This is a genomic window from uncultured Helcococcus sp., assembly GCF_946998255.1.
In the GTDB taxonomy this organism is placed as follows: domain Bacteria; phylum Bacillota; class Clostridia; order Tissierellales; family Peptoniphilaceae; genus Helcococcus.
Genome location: NZ_CAMPYN010000024.1, coordinates 1 through 16,842, shown reverse-complemented (window position 1 = coordinate 16,842; position 16,842 = coordinate 1). Strand labels below are relative to the sequence as shown.

16 protein-coding genes and 2 tRNA genes are annotated in these 16,842 nt (G+C 32.2%); 2 read left to right on the top strand and 16 right to left on the bottom strand.

The features are described from left to right. From Q0U66_RS03235 to Q0U66_RS03160, 16 genes are all read right to left on the bottom strand, one after another. The coding region (locus Q0U66_RS03235; RefSeq protein ID WP_297377410.1) for a GTPase at window positions 1-521 on the bottom strand (521 nt) is incomplete at its 3' end. Between the two features lie 2 nt (window positions 522-523). Continuing rightward, complete coding sequence (gene glyA, locus Q0U66_RS03230) at window positions 524-1,753, bottom strand: serine hydroxymethyltransferase (protein WP_297377408.1); 1,230 nt, start codon at window positions 1,751-1,753, stop codon at window positions 524-526. Between the two features lie 15 nt (window positions 1,754-1,768). Further along, window positions 1,769-3,523 (bottom strand): aspartate--tRNA ligase, encoded by a 1,755-nt coding sequence (gene aspS, locus Q0U66_RS03225; protein WP_297377406.1) that lies wholly within the window; start codon window positions 3,521-3,523, stop codon window positions 1,769-1,771. A 2-nt stretch (window positions 3,524-3,525) separates the two neighbouring features. Then, window positions 3,526-4,161 (bottom strand): MBL fold metallo-hydrolase, encoded by a 636-nt coding sequence (locus tag Q0U66_RS03220; RefSeq protein WP_297377404.1) that lies wholly within the window; start codon window positions 4,159-4,161, stop codon window positions 3,526-3,528. Between the two features lie 8 nt (window positions 4,162-4,169). Continuing rightward, window positions 4,170-4,619, bottom strand: coding sequence for a D-aminoacyl-tRNA deacylase (gene dtd, locus Q0U66_RS03215; RefSeq protein ID WP_297377402.1), 450 nt, complete (start codon window positions 4,617-4,619; stop codon window positions 4,170-4,172). A 2-nt stretch (window positions 4,620-4,621) separates the two neighbouring features. After that, window positions 4,622-6,766: a bifunctional (p)ppGpp synthetase/guanosine-3',5'-bis(diphosphate) 3'-pyrophosphohydrolase gene (locus Q0U66_RS03210; protein ID WP_297377400.1), complete on the bottom strand. Its 2,145-nt coding sequence runs from the start codon at window positions 6,764-6,766 to the stop codon at window positions 4,622-4,624. Window position 6,767: 1 nt separating this feature from the next. After that, window positions 6,768-8,519, bottom strand: a complete 1,752-nt coding sequence (gene recJ, locus Q0U66_RS03205; protein WP_297377399.1) for a single-stranded-DNA-specific exonuclease RecJ — start codon at window positions 8,517-8,519, stop codon at window positions 6,768-6,770. A gap of 50 nt (window positions 8,520-8,569) precedes the next feature. Further along, window positions 8,570-9,172, bottom strand: coding sequence for a preprotein translocase subunit YajC (gene yajC, locus Q0U66_RS03200; RefSeq protein WP_297377398.1), 603 nt, complete (start codon window positions 9,170-9,172; stop codon window positions 8,570-8,572). A gap of 1 nt (window position 9,173) precedes the next feature. Then, entirely contained in the window at window positions 9,174-10,304 is a 1,131-nt protein-coding gene (tgt, locus tag Q0U66_RS03195; protein ID WP_297377396.1) for a tRNA guanosine(34) transglycosylase Tgt, read from the bottom strand. 7 nt (window positions 10,305-10,311) lie between these two features. After that, window positions 10,312-11,334: a tRNA preQ1(34) S-adenosylmethionine ribosyltransferase-isomerase QueA gene (queA, locus tag Q0U66_RS03190; protein WP_297377394.1), complete on the bottom strand. Its 1,023-nt coding sequence runs from the start codon at window positions 11,332-11,334 to the stop codon at window positions 10,312-10,314. Further along, a complete protein-coding gene (gene ruvB, locus Q0U66_RS03185; RefSeq protein WP_297377392.1) occupies window positions 11,334-12,341 on the bottom strand; it encodes a Holliday junction branch migration DNA helicase RuvB in 1,008 nt (335 codons plus the stop codon). Before ruvB ends, queA begins: the two co-directional genes overlap by 1 nt. After that, on the bottom strand, window positions 12,341-12,940 hold the full coding sequence (ruvA, locus tag Q0U66_RS03180; protein WP_297377390.1) for a Holliday junction branch migration protein RuvA: 600 nt from the start codon (window positions 12,938-12,940) through the stop codon (window positions 12,341-12,343). The genes ruvB and ruvA overlap by 1 nt, the downstream gene beginning before the upstream one ends. A gap of 2 nt (window positions 12,941-12,942) precedes the next feature. Further along, window positions 12,943-13,437 carry a crossover junction endodeoxyribonuclease RuvC gene (gene ruvC, locus Q0U66_RS03175; protein WP_297377388.1) on the bottom strand — a complete coding sequence of 165 codons (495 nt, stop codon included), beginning with the start codon at window positions 13,435-13,437 and terminating at the stop codon, window positions 12,943-12,945. Further along, on the bottom strand, window positions 13,434-14,156 hold the full coding sequence (locus Q0U66_RS03170; protein ID WP_297377386.1) for a hypothetical protein: 723 nt from the start codon (window positions 14,154-14,156) through the stop codon (window positions 13,434-13,436). The genes ruvC and Q0U66_RS03170 overlap by 4 nt, the downstream gene beginning before the upstream one ends. Window positions 14,157-14,399: 243 nt before the next feature. Further along, the gene (locus Q0U66_RS03165; RefSeq protein ID WP_297377384.1) at window positions 14,400-15,332 is read right to left on the bottom strand and encodes an L-lactate dehydrogenase; all 933 of its coding nucleotides are present in this window, start codon (window positions 15,330-15,332) and stop codon (window positions 14,400-14,402) included. Window positions 15,333-15,417: 85 nt separating this feature from the next. Beyond that, window positions 15,418-16,560 carry an acyl-CoA dehydrogenase family protein gene (locus Q0U66_RS03160; RefSeq protein ID WP_297377382.1) on the bottom strand — a complete coding sequence of 381 codons (1,143 nt, stop codon included), beginning with the start codon at window positions 16,558-16,560 and terminating at the stop codon, window positions 15,418-15,420. 126 nt (window positions 16,561-16,686) lie between these two features. Between Q0U66_RS03160 and Q0U66_RS03155 the strand changes: the two genes are divergently transcribed. Then, window positions 16,687-16,763: transfer RNA gene (locus Q0U66_RS03155), tRNA-Met, on the top strand. 4 nt (window positions 16,764-16,767) lie between these two features. Then, window positions 16,768-16,842, top strand: a tRNA-Gly gene (locus tag Q0U66_RS03150).

Below are 16,842 nucleotides of genomic sequence, written 5' to 3'. Positions count from 1 at the left end.
TCATCGTCTTTATCCATATCTCTATTTGGGAATTTTTCAACTATAGCATCTAATAGATCTCCTAGGCCATAGCCTTGCTCGGCAGATATTACATGTAGCTCTTCAAATCCTAGAGTGTAAAAGTCGTAAACTGAAAGAGGTTTTTCTCTTTGTTCAATCTTATTTACAACTACCATTATTTCTCTACCGGATTTTCTCAACTTTTCAGCTATAAGCTCATCTAAACTTGTAATTCCTGCCCTACCATCAACTAAAAGTATGATGAGGTCGGAAGAATCTATAGCCAAGTTGGCTTGGTTTTCAATATCTTTGTTGAAGTCACCACTATCATCCAATTCTAGTCCGCCTGTATCAATTAATGTAAAATGGTTATTTTGCCATTCTACTTCGCTATATAGCCTATCCCTTGTTATACCAGGGGTATCTTCTGTAATGGATAATCTCTTACCAACTAATTTATTAAATAAAGTCGACTTCCCAACATTGGGTCTTCCTATTATACTTACTATTGGTTTAGCCATTTTTACTCCTTATATAAAGGGAATCTAGATGTCAATTCCTTTACTTTTTTACTAATATTTTCTTTACTATCTTTATCAAGTAACAAGTCTGCAATTAGTTGAGCTACATAAGACATATCTTTTTCCTTTAAGCCCCTACTTGTCATTGCAGGTGTACCTATTCTAATACCTGATGTTACAACAGGTCCTTTCTTATCATTTGGAATGGTATTTTTATTTACTGTTATATGGACTTCATCTAACATAGCTTCAGCTTCCTTGCCTGTGTAGGCTGTGCTAGTTAAATCAAGTAATAATAAGTGGTTGTCTGTACCACCAGATACTAACCTTATACCATTTTCTGTGAATGTTTTTTCCATAGCCTTAGCATTTTTTATAACTTGACTTTGGTAATCTTTGAACTCATCTGACATGGCCTCTTTAAAGGCAACGGCCTTTGCTGCTATAATGTGTTCTAAAGGTCCACCTTGGCTACCTGGAAATATTGATTTATCAATGGCTTTAGCATACTTTTCTTTAGACAAAATAAATGCTCCTCTAGGTCCTCTCAAAGTCTTGTGACTAGTAGATGTAACTATATCAGCATATGGTACTGGACTTTGGTGAAGTCCTGCAGCTACCAAACCTGCAATATGAGCCATATCAACCATAAATATAGCTCCAACCTCATCACAGATTTCTCTAAATTTGCTAAAGTCTATTTTTCTTGGATAAGCAGAGGCTCCTGCTAATATCATTTTTGGTTTTTCTTTAATGGCTAATTCTCTTAGCTTCTCATAGTCAATTAGTTCTGTTTCTGGATCTAGACTATAGTGGATAAAGTTATATAATTTACCAGAAAATGAAACTGGTGATCCGTGAGTTAGGTGGCCACCTTCACTTAGGGACATACTTAAAACTTTATCACCCGGTTCAAGTAAGGCCATGTAGGCTGCAAGGTTTGCAGATGAACCACTATGAGCTTGGACATTAGCATGTTCACTAGCATAAAGCTTTTTAGCTCTCTCTATAGCTAATGTTTCTATTTCATCAATATGCTCACAACCACCATAGTATCTCCTGTTTGGATATCCTTCTGCATACTTGTTGGTTAAGATAGAACCAGCTGCTTCAAGGATTGCAGGAGATACAAAGTTTTCTGAAGCAATTAGCTCTATATTATTTTCTTGCCTATTTTTTTCTTTTTCAATCATTTGGTATAAGTCATTGTCAAATTGCTTCAGATTTTGCATATTAGCTCCTTAATTTTAATCTCTAAATTCTAATCCTAATTCTTCTAGTTGAGCATCCTCCACCTTTGTTGGAGCTTGAGACATCAAGTCTGTAGCTGATTGTGTTTTAGGGAAGGCTATAACATCTTTAATATTCGCCTTATTTAATAGGGTCATTACAAACCTATCAAGACCAAAGGCTAAACCACCATGTGGAGGTGTACCATATTTAAGAGCTTCTACAAAGAATCCAAATTTTCTTTCTATGTCTTCTTCACTCAATTTCAAAGCCTTAAATAGTCTTTGTTGTAGGTCTGAATTGTTGATCCTTATTGATCCTCCACCCATTTCATCACCATTGATAACTATATCGTAAGCCTTTGCCCTTACTTTTTCAGGCTCACTTTCCAATAGTTCAATGTCTTCATCTACAGGATGTGTAAATGGATGGTGTTTTGCAACATACCTATCTTCTTCTTCATTGTATTCAAACATTGGGAATTCATTTATCCATGTGATAGCATAATCATCATCTTTGAATTCAACATGGTTATTTGCAACCATTACTCTTAAGCTACCCATGTAGTCTAGGGCCTTGTCTTCTTTATCAATAATAACTAAGGCAAGGTCATTTTCTTCTAGTTTTAATCTTTCAATTAATTTTTCATTGAAATCAGCATTTAAGAATTTATTAATTGATGATTTTATTTCACCTTCTTCATATCTAAACCATAATAGTCCTGAAGCCCCAATACCTTTTACTTCCTTAGTTAATTTATCTATTTGTTTTCTTGAATATTCGCTACTTAAACCATTGAAGTTGATAGCTTTAATCTTTTTACCTTCAGCAACAGCATCATTAAATAGATTAAATTCAATTGCTGCTTCTAAGTCTGAAATATCTTGGATTTCAAATCCATATCTTAAATCAGGTTTGTCAGAACCAAATCTTTCCATAGCTTCCTTGTAGGTTAATCTTGGGAATGGTACTGGAAGGTCAATGTTTTTAACTTGTTTGAAAATATATTGGATAAGTCTTTCATTAATTTCAATTACATCTTCTTCGTCTACAAAGGACATTTCTAAGTCAACTTGGGTAAACTCCGGTTGTCTATTTGCTCTTAAGTCTTCATCTCTAAAACATTTAGCAACTTGGTAATACCTATCAAGTCCACCAATCATCAACAATTGCTTATATAACTGTGGTGACTGAGGTAAGGCGTAAAATGAACCAGGGTGTACTCTTGATGGTACTACGTAGTCTCTAGCTCCTTCAGGTGTTGGCTTCATTAAGAATGGAGTTTCAACTTCAACAAAGTCATTTTCATATAAGAAGTCTCTAAAGGCCTTAACAATTTCAGCTCTCATTTTTAATGTTTCTTGCATAGAATGTTTTCTTAAGTCTAAATACCTATATTTTAATCTTAAGTCTTCTGATGCATTGTCCCCATCTTTTATATAAATTGGTGGAGTTTGAGCCTTGTCATAAACTTTTAATTCACTTACTATAACTTCTATATCACCTGTTGGTATATCTGGGTTTTTAGATTCTCTTTCTGAAACTTTACCAGTTATTCCTATAACATATTCTGATTTTAATTCTTTAGACCTTAAATATAAGTCTTCATTGTCATCTTTCTTGAAAACTAATTGGGTGATTCCTGTTTTGTCTCTTAAGTCTACAAATAGAAGTGGTCCTAGGTCTCTAGTTTTTTGCACCCAACCTTTTAAAATTACTTCTTCATTTAAATTGTCCAAATTTAATTGACCACAATAGTTTGTTCTTTTCATTTTTACTCCTCTAATGGTACATATGGATTGTTTTCTTTTTCTTCTTTTACCAGGGAATTGTTACCATGTCCTGGTAAAATAATAGCTTGGTCATCACAATTTTTATAAAATATATTTCTAATAGAATTTATCAAATCTTTAGGATTTGAACCTGGTAAATCAGTCCTACCAACTGAATGTTGAAAAACTAAATCACCAGAAAATACGAGTTCATTTCCAAGTTTATAAATTAGATGGTCATAAGAATGGCCAGGTGTATGGTAGTATTCAAATATTTCAAACTTACCATGATCACCTTTCAGATAAAAGTCAGCATCTAAATTTAATTCATCTATATCAGAGTAAAGACCACTTAAATTCAACATGGGATTAGTTAAATAATCTTTACACTTTTCATGAGCCACGATCTTAACCTTGTAATTTTTTCTCCAAAAGTCTGCTGCAATTATATGGTCCCAGTGTCCATGTGTAAGTAATAAGTAATTTACCTTAAGACCTAATTTTTCAATTGTATCTATGAATAATTTACTTTCGTTAGATGCATCTATAATCCATGCATTTTTACTTTCTTCATCATAGATTAGATATGAATTTGTATTCATTGGATTGTTGCCATCTTTTAACAACTTCAATTTCATTTTAACTCCTAGTATTCTTTCTTTGAGTCGATTTGTATGGTTACTGGTCCATCATTTATCAAGGATATTTGCATATCAGCTGCAAACTTACCAGTTTGGACTTTTGGAAATTCATTTTTTAATCTTTCCACAAATTCCAAGTATAAGTCCTCGGCCTTTTCTCCATTTGCTGATTGGCTAAAGGATGGCCTAAAGCCTTTTCTTACATCACCGTATAAGGTAAATTGTGAAACAAGCATTATTTCACCATCTGTATCTTTGACAGATAAATTCATCTTATCGTCTTCATCTGAAAAAATACGTAAACCTGTAATTTTTCTGATTAGATAATCAATATCACTTGTGTCATCTTCGTTGGATACACCTAAAAATACAAGTAAGCCTTGGTTAATTTTTGAATATAATTCTCCATCTACAGATAAGTCAACTTTTTTTACTCTTTGTACTAATGCTCTCAAAACTACTCCCTAAATACGTTTAATGTACCGTCTATCTTCTTAACACTTCTAAAAATTGTTTCACTTTCATTGTTAGATTTAACCTTGATACTTAATTGGATAAGTATGGTTCCATCAGCATTGATTTTAGAACGAATGGATATGATGTTGTATCCATTTTTTGATAGTTCTTTGGTCAAATCAGCTAGGTAACCTGGCCTATCTAAACTGATAATATTTATAACTATTGGGAATTCTGATTCTGTATTTATATTCCACTGAACCTTTATAAATCTATCTTTGTTGGTTAAGTTTCTTACATTTACACAATTTTTCCTATGAACTGTAATTCCTCTACCTGTTGTAATATAACCAATTACCGGATCACCTGGTACAGGTGAACAACATTTAGCAAATTTAATATCAAGATTGGTTAAATCGTCAATTATAATACCTTCACTTAAGTTTGAAGAAGTATTGCTATCAGTCTTATTTATAAGATTTGACTGGTCTTCTTTTTCTCCATATTTTTCATCATATTTTTTCTCTAAGATTCTTGCTATGGTTTCAACATTTGTAGAACCACTACCAATAGCTGCATAGATATTGTCCATTGATGAATTATTGTACTTGTCAAGTAGGTAGTCTAAAAATTCATTTGATAGGATAACCTTTAAGTCATACTCTTTTGCTTTAAGATTATTTTCTAATAATTCTTTACCATTTTCAATATTATTTTCTCTAGATTGCTTCTTAAAATATGCCTTTATCTTGTTTTTAGCATTTGAAGATACTACAAATTCTAACCAGTCTAGGTTTGGTCCGGATGAATTTTTTGAAGTAAGTATATTTACAATATCTCCTGTTTTTAACTTATAGTCTAAAGAAACTATCTTACCATTTACCTTGGCTCCAACAGTTGTATTCCCAACTTCTGAGTGAACCCTGTAGGCAAAGTCTATAGGTGTTGCACCTTTAGCTAGGTCAACCACATCTCCATTTGGTGTAAATACATAAACCTCATCATTAAATAGGTCTCCCTTAAAGGAATCCATAAATTCATAAGCTGAAGTGTCCTTACCCCATTCTATAAGTTGTCTAATCCAATTTAATCTATTGTCAAAGTTTGAAGCTTTCTTTTTACCTTCCTTATATTGCCAGTGGTTGGCAATACCAAACTCAGCGTTTTTGTGCATTTCTTCAGTTCTTATTTGAACTTCAAAAACCTGTCCCTTTTCACCAATAACTGTGGTATGAAGGGATTGGTAAAAGTTTGGCTTTGGCATGGCTATATAATCCTTAAACCTGCCAGGTATTGGCTTCCATAGATTATGAACAATACCTAATACTGCATAACATTCCGAGATTTCCTTTACTATAACCCTCACAGCAATCAAGTCAAATATATTATCTATACTTGTATCTTGTTTTTTCATCTTATTCCAAATACTGTATATACCTTTTGGTCTACCAGTAATAGTAAAGTCGATATTTATCTTTTTCAATTCATCAGATAAAATCTGGATAATTTTTTCTATTTGATGTTCTCTTTCAGATCTCTTTGTATCTATCTGTTGGGCAACACTATAATAAGAAACAGGATCTATGTATCTTAAGCAGAGGTCTTCTAATTCCCACTTAACAGAGTTAATCCCAAGTCTATGAGCTATAGGCACATATATTTCAAGAGTTTCCTTGGCTGTAGAAATTTGTTTCTCTCTATTTTTGTACTCTAAAGTCCTCATGTTGTGAAGACGGTCAGCAAGTTTTATAATAATAACTCTTATATCATTAGCCATTGCAAGGACCATCTTACGGATACTTTCTATTTGAGCTTCTTCTTTCGACTTATATTGAAGATTTTTAAGCTTGGTAACTCCATCAACTAGTTCTGTGATTTCCCTACCAAACTCATTTATCATTTCTTCTTTGCTATAGTCAGTATCTTCCAAGACATCGTGCATCAACCCTGCACAAATTGTCTCATCATCCATTTCTAATTGGGCTAAAATCATAGCTACTGCAAGAGGATGAACTATATAAGCTTCACCGGAATTACGCACTTGTCCCTTGTGTTTTTCTTCCGCAAGTTTATAAGCCTTAGTTATTAAAGCCACATCAGTGTTTTTATTATATTTTTTTACCGCTTCAATTAATTTTTCTAACATATTACCTCATTGTAACTATATTTAGCTGAATATTGGATTGTCCCATAAATTCATTTATAGTTAGTTTATAGACTATGTCTACAATTTTATTTTTTAATAATAGTAAATCTTCTTTACTTGTAAAATTATATTTGTCTTCAAATTTCTCATATAAATTTTCTAAATTAAAGGCTATAGCTTCTAAGGTGTTATTTTTATCTCTTAGTATCAATTTCAAAACATTTCTATTTTGACCTAATATTTTAACATCAATCACTTCTACATTTCTACTTGCAAATATCGGTTCAGCAAAGCCTAAACCAAAAGGTCTTAGCTGGTCTATTTCCTTTATCATATTTCTATTGATTATATTGAAAGTCAATAGATCATCAATATTAACTTCTTTTATGAAGTCTTCTTCCTTCAACTTAGACTTATCATTTAATAATCTAGAAAATTCATCTAATTTTTTTGGATCTATACTCAAACCACAAGCCATAGCATGGCCACCAAAGGCTTCAAACATGTCTCTAATTTCGTTTAATTCTTCAAACATATTATAGGATGGTATAGACCTTCCTGATCCTTTGATTATATCATCTTTGCTTGATGATGTTAAAATTATTGTAGGTCTATTATATTTGTCCTTAATCCTACCTGCAACTAGGCCACAAATACTCTCATGTATAGATTTTTCATATAATACAATTATATCATTATTATATAATTTTTCATCTTCAATTCTTTTGATAGCAATATCTATAGCTTCATTTGTGAGTTGTTTTCTTTCATTATTTAATTCAACTAATGTTTTGGCATATTCCTTAACATTATTTATATCTTTATCTATGAATAATTCTACACCAAGTCTAGCAGTATAAAGTCTTCCAGAGGAATTTACACTTGGTCCTATTAAAAATCCGACTGTATATACACTTACGTCCTTGTCCCATTGTAATTCTTCCAATAAGGCTTTTACACCTAAATTTTCTCTTTTAGAAAGTAGTTCTAGCCCGTGTCTCACTAATATCCTGTTTTCATCTACTAAAGGCATCATATCACTGATAGTGCCTAGGGCAGCGAATTGAGAAAGTTTATAGATGTAGTTTTTATCAATGCCTAGGCTATGGCCATACATTTCTGTAAGCCCCAAAACAAATTTAAAAGCTACACTTGCTCCACAAATTTCTTTGAAGCTAGACTCGTCGTCTTGTAAGTGTGGATTTATAATTGCATCAGCATCCACCAATAAGTCTTTTCCATCTTTTTTAGCCGGCTCATGGTGGTCAGTTACTATGACTGTCATGCCTAAGTCTTTAGCGAACTTAACAGCTTCAAAGGCAGCTATACCATTGTCACAAGTAATGATCAATTCGTAACCATCTTCTTTAGCCTTTTCGACTATAGAAGTATTTAAACCATATCCATCCTCTATCCTATCAGGAATGGCATAGTCTACATCTTGATAAAAAAGCTTTATAGCCTTGTAAAGAATAACTGTAGCTGCAACCCCATCCTGGTCATAGTCACCAACAATAAGAATTTTTTTTCTTTGTCTTATAGCTTCCATAAATATTTCTATAGCACTTTTCATATTCTTTAATTCAAAAGGACTATATAAGTCTTCTATTGAATTTGAGAATATTGCCTTCTTTTCAGATTCACTTGTTAATTCCCTATTAGCTAAAATTCTCTTTTGTAAGTCTGTAAAATTACCATCTGTAGCTATTTTTTTGTAAGTTTCATAATTATTTAATATAAACCATTTTTCCATTTATCTTCCTTATAAAAAAAATGAAAAGTAAAAACTTTTCATTTTTTCTCCTAATCTTGTCTAGGGTCTATTAAGATTTCTCTCTTAGCTGTTAATAAGTCTTTACTAATAATTCCTAGATCTTCTAATTGCCCCATGATTTTTTCAGTTCTATCTTCTGGTAGTCTAAATTTAGAACTAATTGAATCAAAATCTGCTGCATCTTCAACAACAACATATTCAAATATGTCAACTAATAACATATCATAGTCTTCTGTAGTAGTATTATTTGTTTTTAATTCTTCTAATTTATTTATAAATCTATCATCATTACCATAATCTAGATTTCCTACAGGTGTTTTTGTTAGGTGTGGATTAGATGCTGGATCTGAATCAATATATGATAGAGACTGTTTTAATAATTCTAATCTTGATGATCCTGCTGTTTCTATTACAAATGAATCATTTTTTAATTCTACAACTTCACCTTTAATTCCGCCTCTTGTAACTATTTTATCTCCAACTTTAAGACTTTCTAAAGTCTTTTTAAATTCTTGACTTTGTTTCTTTTGTGGCCTGATTATCATAAAGTAGAAGAAACCTCCTACTAAAGCAAACATTAAAAGTGGTGATAGTAATTGTGCTGGTGAACCAGCTGCATTGGTTAATAACATATTAGTCCTCCTTAGTATAACCGTATTTTACATAAAATTCGTTTTTAAATTCTAGGAACCTATCTTCCATTATAGATTCTCTAATTTTTTCCATCAAATGAGTTAAGAAATATAGGTTGTGATAACTTAACAACCTCATACCTAAAACTTCATTTACATTTATCAAGTGTCTTACATAGGCTCTTGTATAGTTTTTACATGTATAGCAATCACATTCATGGTCAACTGGTGTGAAATCTTCTTTATATTTAGCATTTCTAATATTTAGTTGCCCTTCTGATGTCATGGCTGCACCATTTCTAGCTATTCTAGTAGGTAATACACAATCAGCCATATCAATACCAGCTTCTACAGATTCAAATAAGTAATCAGGTGTACCAACACCCATGTTGTATCTAGGTTTGTGCTCTGGTAATTGTGGTGTTGTATGTCTTAACAATTCAATCATTTCTTCTTTTGTTTCACCAACACTTAAACCACCTATAGCATAACCATCAATATCCTTGTCCCTCTTAAGGGTTTCTTGAACTGATTTTGTCCTTAAATCCTTAAATAGTCCTCCTTGGATAATAGCAAATAAGGCTTGATTTTTGTTAGTATGAGCCTTTATACACCTATCCAACCATCTCAATGTCATTTCTAAAGACTCAGCCACATATTCTTTTGTAGCTTCAGGATATACACATTCATCAAATGCCATCATTATATCTGCACCTAGATTTTGTTGGATTTTCATTGAAATTTCAGGTGAAATAAATTGATAGGAACCATCATAATGTGATTTAAAGGTTACTCCTTCTTCCTCAATCTTATTTATATGTCCTAAAGAAAAGACTTGGAATCCACCACTGTCTGTAAGTATTGGTCTATCCCAATTCATAAACTTGTGTAGGCCACCTGCCTTAGCAACTAGTTCGTCGCCTGGTCTTAAGAATAAGTGGTAGGTGTTTCCTAAAATAATTTCAGCACCTAATTCTTCAAGTTCTTCTACTGTCATAGTTTTTACAGTAGCCCTTGTACCAACAGGCATAAATATAGGTGTATTGATCTCTCCATGTGGAGTTGTAATTTTACCAACTCTTGCATTGGATTTACTATCTTTTTTAATTAATTCAAATTCTAAAGCTCCCATATTACTCCTAATTTATAAACATCGCATCACCAAAACTAAAGAACCTATAATGGTTTTCTTTGGCAACTTCATATGCATTTAGTATTTTTTCTCTATCATATAAGGCACTTATTAACATGATCAAGGTTGATTTTGGTAGGTGGAAATTGGTTATTAAAGAATCAACTACTTCAAACTTAAAACCTGGATATATGAATATATCAGTAAAACCAGAATCTGCTTCTAGGTGTCCTAGTTTTTTAGCTATACTTTCTAAGGTTCTTATAGAAGTTGTACCTACTGCTATAACCTTATGACCTGATCTTTTAGCTTGATTTATAATATCTGCATTTTCTTTATTTAAGATATAGTATTCACTATGCATTTTGTGGTCTTCAATCTTATCATCGCTAACCGGTTTGAAAGTACCTAAGCCAACATGCAAGGTAACATGGGCTACTTTCACACCTTTTTCTTTGATCTTTTCTAACAACTCTTCAGTAAAATGTAGACCTGCTGTTGGAGCAGCTACTGAACCATCATATTTAGCATAAACTGTTTGATATTTGGAACTATCTTCTAGCCTTTCTGTAATATATGGAGGAAGAGGCATTTTCCCTACTTCTTCTAAGATTTCATTGAAGATTCCTTCATATTCCATATCAAATATCCTATGGCCTTCATCTGTAATATCTACAACTGTGCCGGATAATTTATCAGAAAATATAACTTTTGTACCAAGTTTCATTTTTCTACCTGGTTTTACAAGGCATTCCCACTTTTTACCTTCAGTATTATTTAATAAAAATACTTCTAATTCTTCTTCCCTATCTGGTCTATGACCAAATAAACGAGCAGGTATAACCTTGGAGTCATTAACTACTAAAACATCCCCCGGATTTAAATAGTCTATAATATTGTAAAATTTCTTGTGTTCTATGGTATCTTCTTTTCTATTTAACACCATTAGCTTGGATTCGGACCTTTTATCTTCAGGGTGTTGGGCGATAAAAGATTCATCCAATTCAAAATCAAAATCTTTTGTATTCATTAACTTTCCTTTTTATAGTCTAAACCATAATGGTCATATGCTTTTTTACTTAAAACTCTTCCTCTTGGTGTTCTATTTAAGAATCCTATTTGCAATAAATAAGGCTCATAAACTTCTTCTATAGTAATTGATTCATTACCAGTGGCAGCTGCTATTGTATCCAGCCCTACTGGACCACCGGAAAAGTTTTCAGCAATTATTTGTACTATCTTTTTATCTAATTGGTCTAAACCTTTTTCATCTACATCTAAAAATTCTAAAGCGTCTTTAGCTAAGTCTAAATCTATATTTCCATCACCTCTAATTTGCGCATAGTCTCTTACTCTTTTTAGTAGTCTATTTGCTATACGAGGTGTTCCCCTAGACCTTCTTCCTATCTCAAGTGCAGCTTCTGGAGCAATTTCTACTTCTAATATATCAGCTGACCTAGTAACTATATGGGATAAGTCTTCTTCCCCATATAGGTCTAATTCTAATAAGACTCCAAATCTATCCCTTAAAGGTGATGATAGCATACCAGCTTTTGTAGTTGCACCTATCAGGGTGAAGTGCTCTAAGTCAATTCTTAAGCTTTGTGCTGCAGGTCCCTTACCTACTATGATATCTAAGGCAAAGTCTTCCATTGCAGAATATAAAACTTCTTCAACAGACTTATTTAACCTATGGATTTCGTCTATAAATAAAACATCGTTAGCTTCTAGGTTTGTTAAAATAGATGCTAAATCTCCTGCTCTAGTAATAGCTGGACCAGATGTAATTTTAATATTTACACCTAATTCATTTGCAATGATATGGGACAAAGTAGTTTTACCTAGTCCTGGAGGTCCTTGTAAAAGCACATGGTCTAAGGAATCATTTCTTTGCTTGGCTGCTTTTGTAAAAATTTTCAGTTTTTCTTTTACTTTTTCTTGTCCAATATATTCAGTCAACCACCTAGGTCTTAGGCTATATTCGTTTTTTTCTTCTTCAGAAATTATATTGGAACCAACTATCCTATTTTCTGACATTATGATAACCTCTTAAGTGCCGTTTTAACTATAGTTGATAAGTCCATACCTTCTAAATCTATACCTTTAAGGGCATGTTCAGCATCTTGTTTGCTATAGCCAAGACCAATAAGCCCCTCAATAGCAACATCATAGTCTTCGTTTTTACTAAATATAGTTTCTCTAGTAGCTGAGTCTGGATTCATAGCAAGTACTTTTTCTGCATCAATCTTATCAGTCAATTCTAATATCAAACGAGAAGCAGTTTTTTTACCTACTCCAGGTGCCCTAGTGATGGTATTTATATCATTTGATATAATCGCTACTTGTAATTCATGAACTGTCATGGATGACAAAATAGCAAGTGCAGCTTTAGGTCCTATACCTGAAACTGTATTTAAACTTAAAAACATTTCTAAATCATCAATGGATATGAAACCATACAAAGTAACAGAATCTTCTCTCACTACGAATTCTGTATATATTGTATGCATCTCATTTTTAATCAATGTAGAAATGTCTTTTGCTGGCATATAAATTTTATAGCCTATATTATTATTTTCTAAAACTATGTAGTCTTCTTTTAAGTCTTTTACTTGTCCAATAATATATGAAAACATCTTTACTCCATCTTATATAAATCTCTGAACTTCCCTGAGAAGCTATGACAAATAGCAATAGCTAATGCATCAGCCGCATCATCAGGTTTAGGAATTGTAGTAAGATTTAATAATCTCTTTACGCCTTCTTGAACTTGATTTTTCGAGGCTCTACCATATCCTGTAATGGCAGTTTTGACTTGTAAAGGTGTATATTCAAAAATATCTAAATTGTTAATTTGAGCCGCTAGGACTTCAACTCCCCTAGCTTGGCTAACGTCTATAACTGTCTTGGAGTTTTTTTGATGGAATAGTTTCTCATAGGCTACTTCATCCGGCTTAAACTCTTTAATTATACCGTTAAGCTCATTAAATATAATTTCAAGTCTCAATGGAGTACTAGTATTTGCATTTGTTTGTATACTCCCATATTCTAATAGATTAATCTTACTTCCTATCTTTTCTATTATACCATATCCTACGATAGCAATTCCAGGGTCTATACCTAAAATTATCATCTATACCTACTTAATACAGTATCATTTAAGGCATACCAAAATTGGTTGAAGTAAGCAATCTTTAATTGTCTATTTATGTAAAATTTCGACTTAGAATATAGGTGTTTTATTTCATTTATAGTTAGGTTGTCACCTTCCAATGTTAAAATCTCAGTATTTGGATAACCTAGGACAACTTGTTTATCCATATGGAAGTTTACTCTAAAGAATTTATGTTTAATATTTTTATCTAAGAAGTAATTGCAATGATATTCATTTTCCAACTCAATCTTATTTTTTCTTATCTCTTCTTCTATCTTATTTTTGAAGGCCAAGACTTCTGAGTTGTCGGTATCGTGGAATAAACATTTCATTTTAGTCAATTTATTTGGACTATATCTTCTTAAAGCTATCCTTTCCAACTGATCAACTAGTTGGGTTGAATAATATGCATTTCTATAAGCTTTTATAGTAAATGCTAATTCCATTCTACTTAAGTCATCAGCAACCAATTTATTGATAGCATCAACAATAGTCTTTTTATCTTTCCTTCCTCTAATAGATCTTCTCAATCCAGTAAGTAAAGCTTTTGTCACAGTGTATTTAGGTACTAAGCTGTCACCTAAATTGTTATTTTCAAGCCAAGATAGTAGCAAGAAAATAGAGTCAGGATCGTCATTATATAAGAATTGATATTCTAAACTTTTTTCAAAGTCGATATTTTTTTCTAATCCTTGCATACCATCTCCTTTCTGAATTACTTAACAAAGTATACTACAAAATAGTTACAATATCTATACAAAACAAATGTTCTTTATTACTGTATTTTTTCATATTTTTTTTTAAAGCTTATAAATAACACTGTTAAAGTTGATATTTTATTTTCACAAAAAATTAAATTTTTTATTTTGAAAAATCCTATAATTAAAAATTTTTAATAAATAAAAAACTCTACTTTTTTTCAGTAGAGTTTTCTATTTTGATTATTTTAATGATTTTTTAGTTATTTCTTTTATTGTTTTTACAGATTCATCCATTCTTTCTTGTTCAGTATCTGTTAAAGGTATTTCTAATACTTTTCTTATACCATTAGAGTTGATAATTGCAGGAACTCCGATGTAAATATCATCATGTCCAAATTCCCCTCTTAGGTAAGCTGAGACTGAATATATAGAGTTTTCATCATTTAGGATAGCTTGAGTTATCTTAGCCATAGCTGCAGCTATTCCGTAGAATGTTGCTCCCTTTCTATCAATTATTTTATAAGCAGCATCTCTTACATTTTCAAAAGTATTTAGTAAGTCATGTTCATTGATATAGTTTAATCTTACATATTCATCTATAGGAACGCCACCAATGTTAGCATGTGACCATAGTGGGAATTCACTATCACCATGTTCACCTAAGATATAAGCTTGAACTGATCTTGGATCAACATTTGCTACTTCAGCAATTTCTTTTCTAAATCTTGAAGAGTCCAAGGCAGTACCTGTACCAATTACCCTATTTGCATTAAATCCTGAAAACTTCCATGTTGCATAAGTCATGATATCAACTGGATTTGATGCTATTAAAAATATTCCATTAAATCCTGTACTTACAACTCTTTCAACTATATCTTTAATAATTTTTATATTTTTATCTACTAATTGTAATCTAGTTTCACCTTCTTTTTGAGGTAAACCTGCTGTGATTGCAACTATTGTTGCATCTTTACAATCTTCATAGTTTGCAGCATAAATTGATTTCGGATCAGTAAATGATAAAGCGTCTGATAGGTCCATTGCATCACCTTCAGCCTTATTAAAGTTTACATCTATGATGCCTAATTCTCTACCTATTCCCATCAAGGTCAAGGCAAAAGCATATGATGAACCAACTGCACCGTCACCTATTAAAATTATTTTATCTTTCATTGGAGCCCCCTTTTGTTAATGATTTAACTCAATTATAATTCTAATCATTATTTTTTTCTGTGATTAACATCACTTATTAAATATATTATTTTTCTATCGGTCCAAATATTGTATTAGCCCAAGAATTTTTTAGAGATTCCATATCAGATGGTTGGAATAATCCTGCTAAAACATCCCTATATAGTCTAGATAATTCTTTGTTGTTGCTATATGAAGAGCCACCAGAAGCTCTAACCATTTCTTCTACAACTTTATAGGATGTTTCTGTTGAATAATTTTTGATGGCTGATAGGCTTGGCAATAACCATTTTCCATAATCAACATCATTGATAAAATCATCTGCTATCCTATCAATTTGTGGTTGGATAGTGTTTAACATTAAGGCCGCATTTGCAATTCTCTCTCTTATAAGCGGGTCATTGCTATAGGTCGTATTGTTTGCAACTGATTTTCTCTTCTTTACAGTTTCTATTCCTACTTCTAAGGCTCTCTTACCGATACCATGGTAAGTAGCAGCTAGTAATATTTCAAAATTAGCAAAGATACCTAATAATACAGGATCACTTATATCAGTTGGTTTAATTATAGTTAAGATTTCATCTTTACTTGCTTTTAAATCTTTCAATTCTAAATTATATGACTGGGTTGCTCTCATACCTAATGTATCCCAGTTTCTATCAACAATTACATGGTCTTCATCGTTGTCCACATAGGCAAAAACTGATTTCGGATTATCTTTGTCTGCTGAATCATTTCCATATATAACAAATTTATCAGCCTCACCAGACATTGAAATGAATACTTTTGGACCATTAAATATATATGAACCATCATCTTGCTTTTTAGCATCTGTTATAGATCCAAATAAAACTCTGTCATTTGCTGGTTCAGAAATTCCGAATGATAATAGCTTTCCTGCTGCAGCATCTTTTAAGATTTGTATTCCCTTATCATTCCCTTTTCTAACCATGTAATTAGCAAGACCAACTATAATTTGGTGCATATTGATACCTAAGGCTGTACCTGGTGCATACATAGCTAACCTAGTTTGTTCATGGGCTATTTCTTTAAGTGAAAGTCCTGCTCCCCCATATTCTTTTGGAACTTGGGCTGATAAATAACCCGCTTTTTTCAAATCTTCATAATCTTCATATGAAAAAGTATTTTCTTTGTCATATTTTGGTGCACGTTCTCTAAATTTTAATAGTAATTCTTCTTTTAAAAACATTCCTGCCTCCTTTTTTATAATTATAACATTTAAGTTTGAATACTAAAAAATACTTATAAAGATTTTATTTAAATATGATTTGACATTTTATTTTTAAAGTGCTAATATAAGAATGTTGCTAATTACGGCGGTATAGCTCAGCTGGCTAGAGCACACGGTTCATACCCGTGGTGTCGGCAGTTCAAGTCTGTCTACCGCTACCAATATGCGGATGTGGCTCAGTGGTAGAGCATCGCCTTGCCAAGGCGAGGGTCGGGAGTTCGAATCTCCTCATCCGCTCCA

Bases quoted from the DNA above. Each gene is read 5' to 3' on its own strand.
- glyA (WP_297377408.1), bottom strand. From the start codon at position 1,753: ATGCAAAATCTGAAGCAATTTGACAATGACTTATACCAAATGATTGAA.
- aspS (WP_297377406.1), bottom strand. From the start codon at position 3,523: ATGAAAAGAACAAACTATTGTGGTCAATTAAATTTGGACAATTTAAAT.
- Q0U66_RS03220 (WP_297377404.1), bottom strand. From the start codon at position 4,161: ATGAAATTGAAGTTGTTAAAAGATGGCAACAATCCAATGAATACAAAT.
- Q0U66_RS03210 (WP_297377400.1), bottom strand. From the start codon at position 6,766: ATGTTAGAAAAATTAATTGAAGCGGTAAAAAAATATAATAAAAACACT.
- recJ (WP_297377399.1), bottom strand. From the start codon at position 8,519: ATGGAAAAATGGTTTATATTAAATAATTATGAAACTTACAAAAAAATA.
- yajC (WP_297377398.1), bottom strand. From the start codon at position 9,172: ATGTTATTAACCAATGCAGCTGGTTCACCAGCACAATTACTATCACCA.
- tgt (WP_297377396.1), bottom strand. From the start codon at position 10,304: ATGGGAGCTTTAGAATTTGAATTAATTAAAAAAGATAGTAAATCCAAT.
- queA (WP_297377394.1), bottom strand. From the start codon at position 11,334: ATGAATACAAAAGATTTTGATTTTGAATTGGATGAATCTTTTATCGCC.
- ruvB (WP_297377392.1), bottom strand. From the start codon at position 12,341: ATGTCAGAAAATAGGATAGTTGGTTCCAATATAATTTCTGAAGAAGAA.
- ruvA (WP_297377390.1), bottom strand. From the start codon at position 12,940: ATGTTTTCATATATTATTGGACAAGTAAAAGACTTAAAAGAAGACTAC.
- ruvC (WP_297377388.1), bottom strand. From the start codon at position 13,437: ATGATAATTTTAGGTATAGACCCTGGAATTGCTATCGTAGGATATGGT.
- Q0U66_RS03170 (WP_297377386.1), bottom strand. From the start codon at position 14,156: ATGCAAGGATTAGAAAAAAATATCGACTTTGAAAAAAGTTTAGAATAT.
- Q0U66_RS03165 (WP_297377384.1), bottom strand. From the start codon at position 15,332: ATGAAAGATAAAATAATTTTAATAGGTGACGGTGCAGTTGGTTCATCA.
- Q0U66_RS03160 (WP_297377382.1), bottom strand. From the start codon at position 16,560: ATGTTTTTAAAAGAAGAATTACTATTAAAATTTAGAGAACGTGCACCA.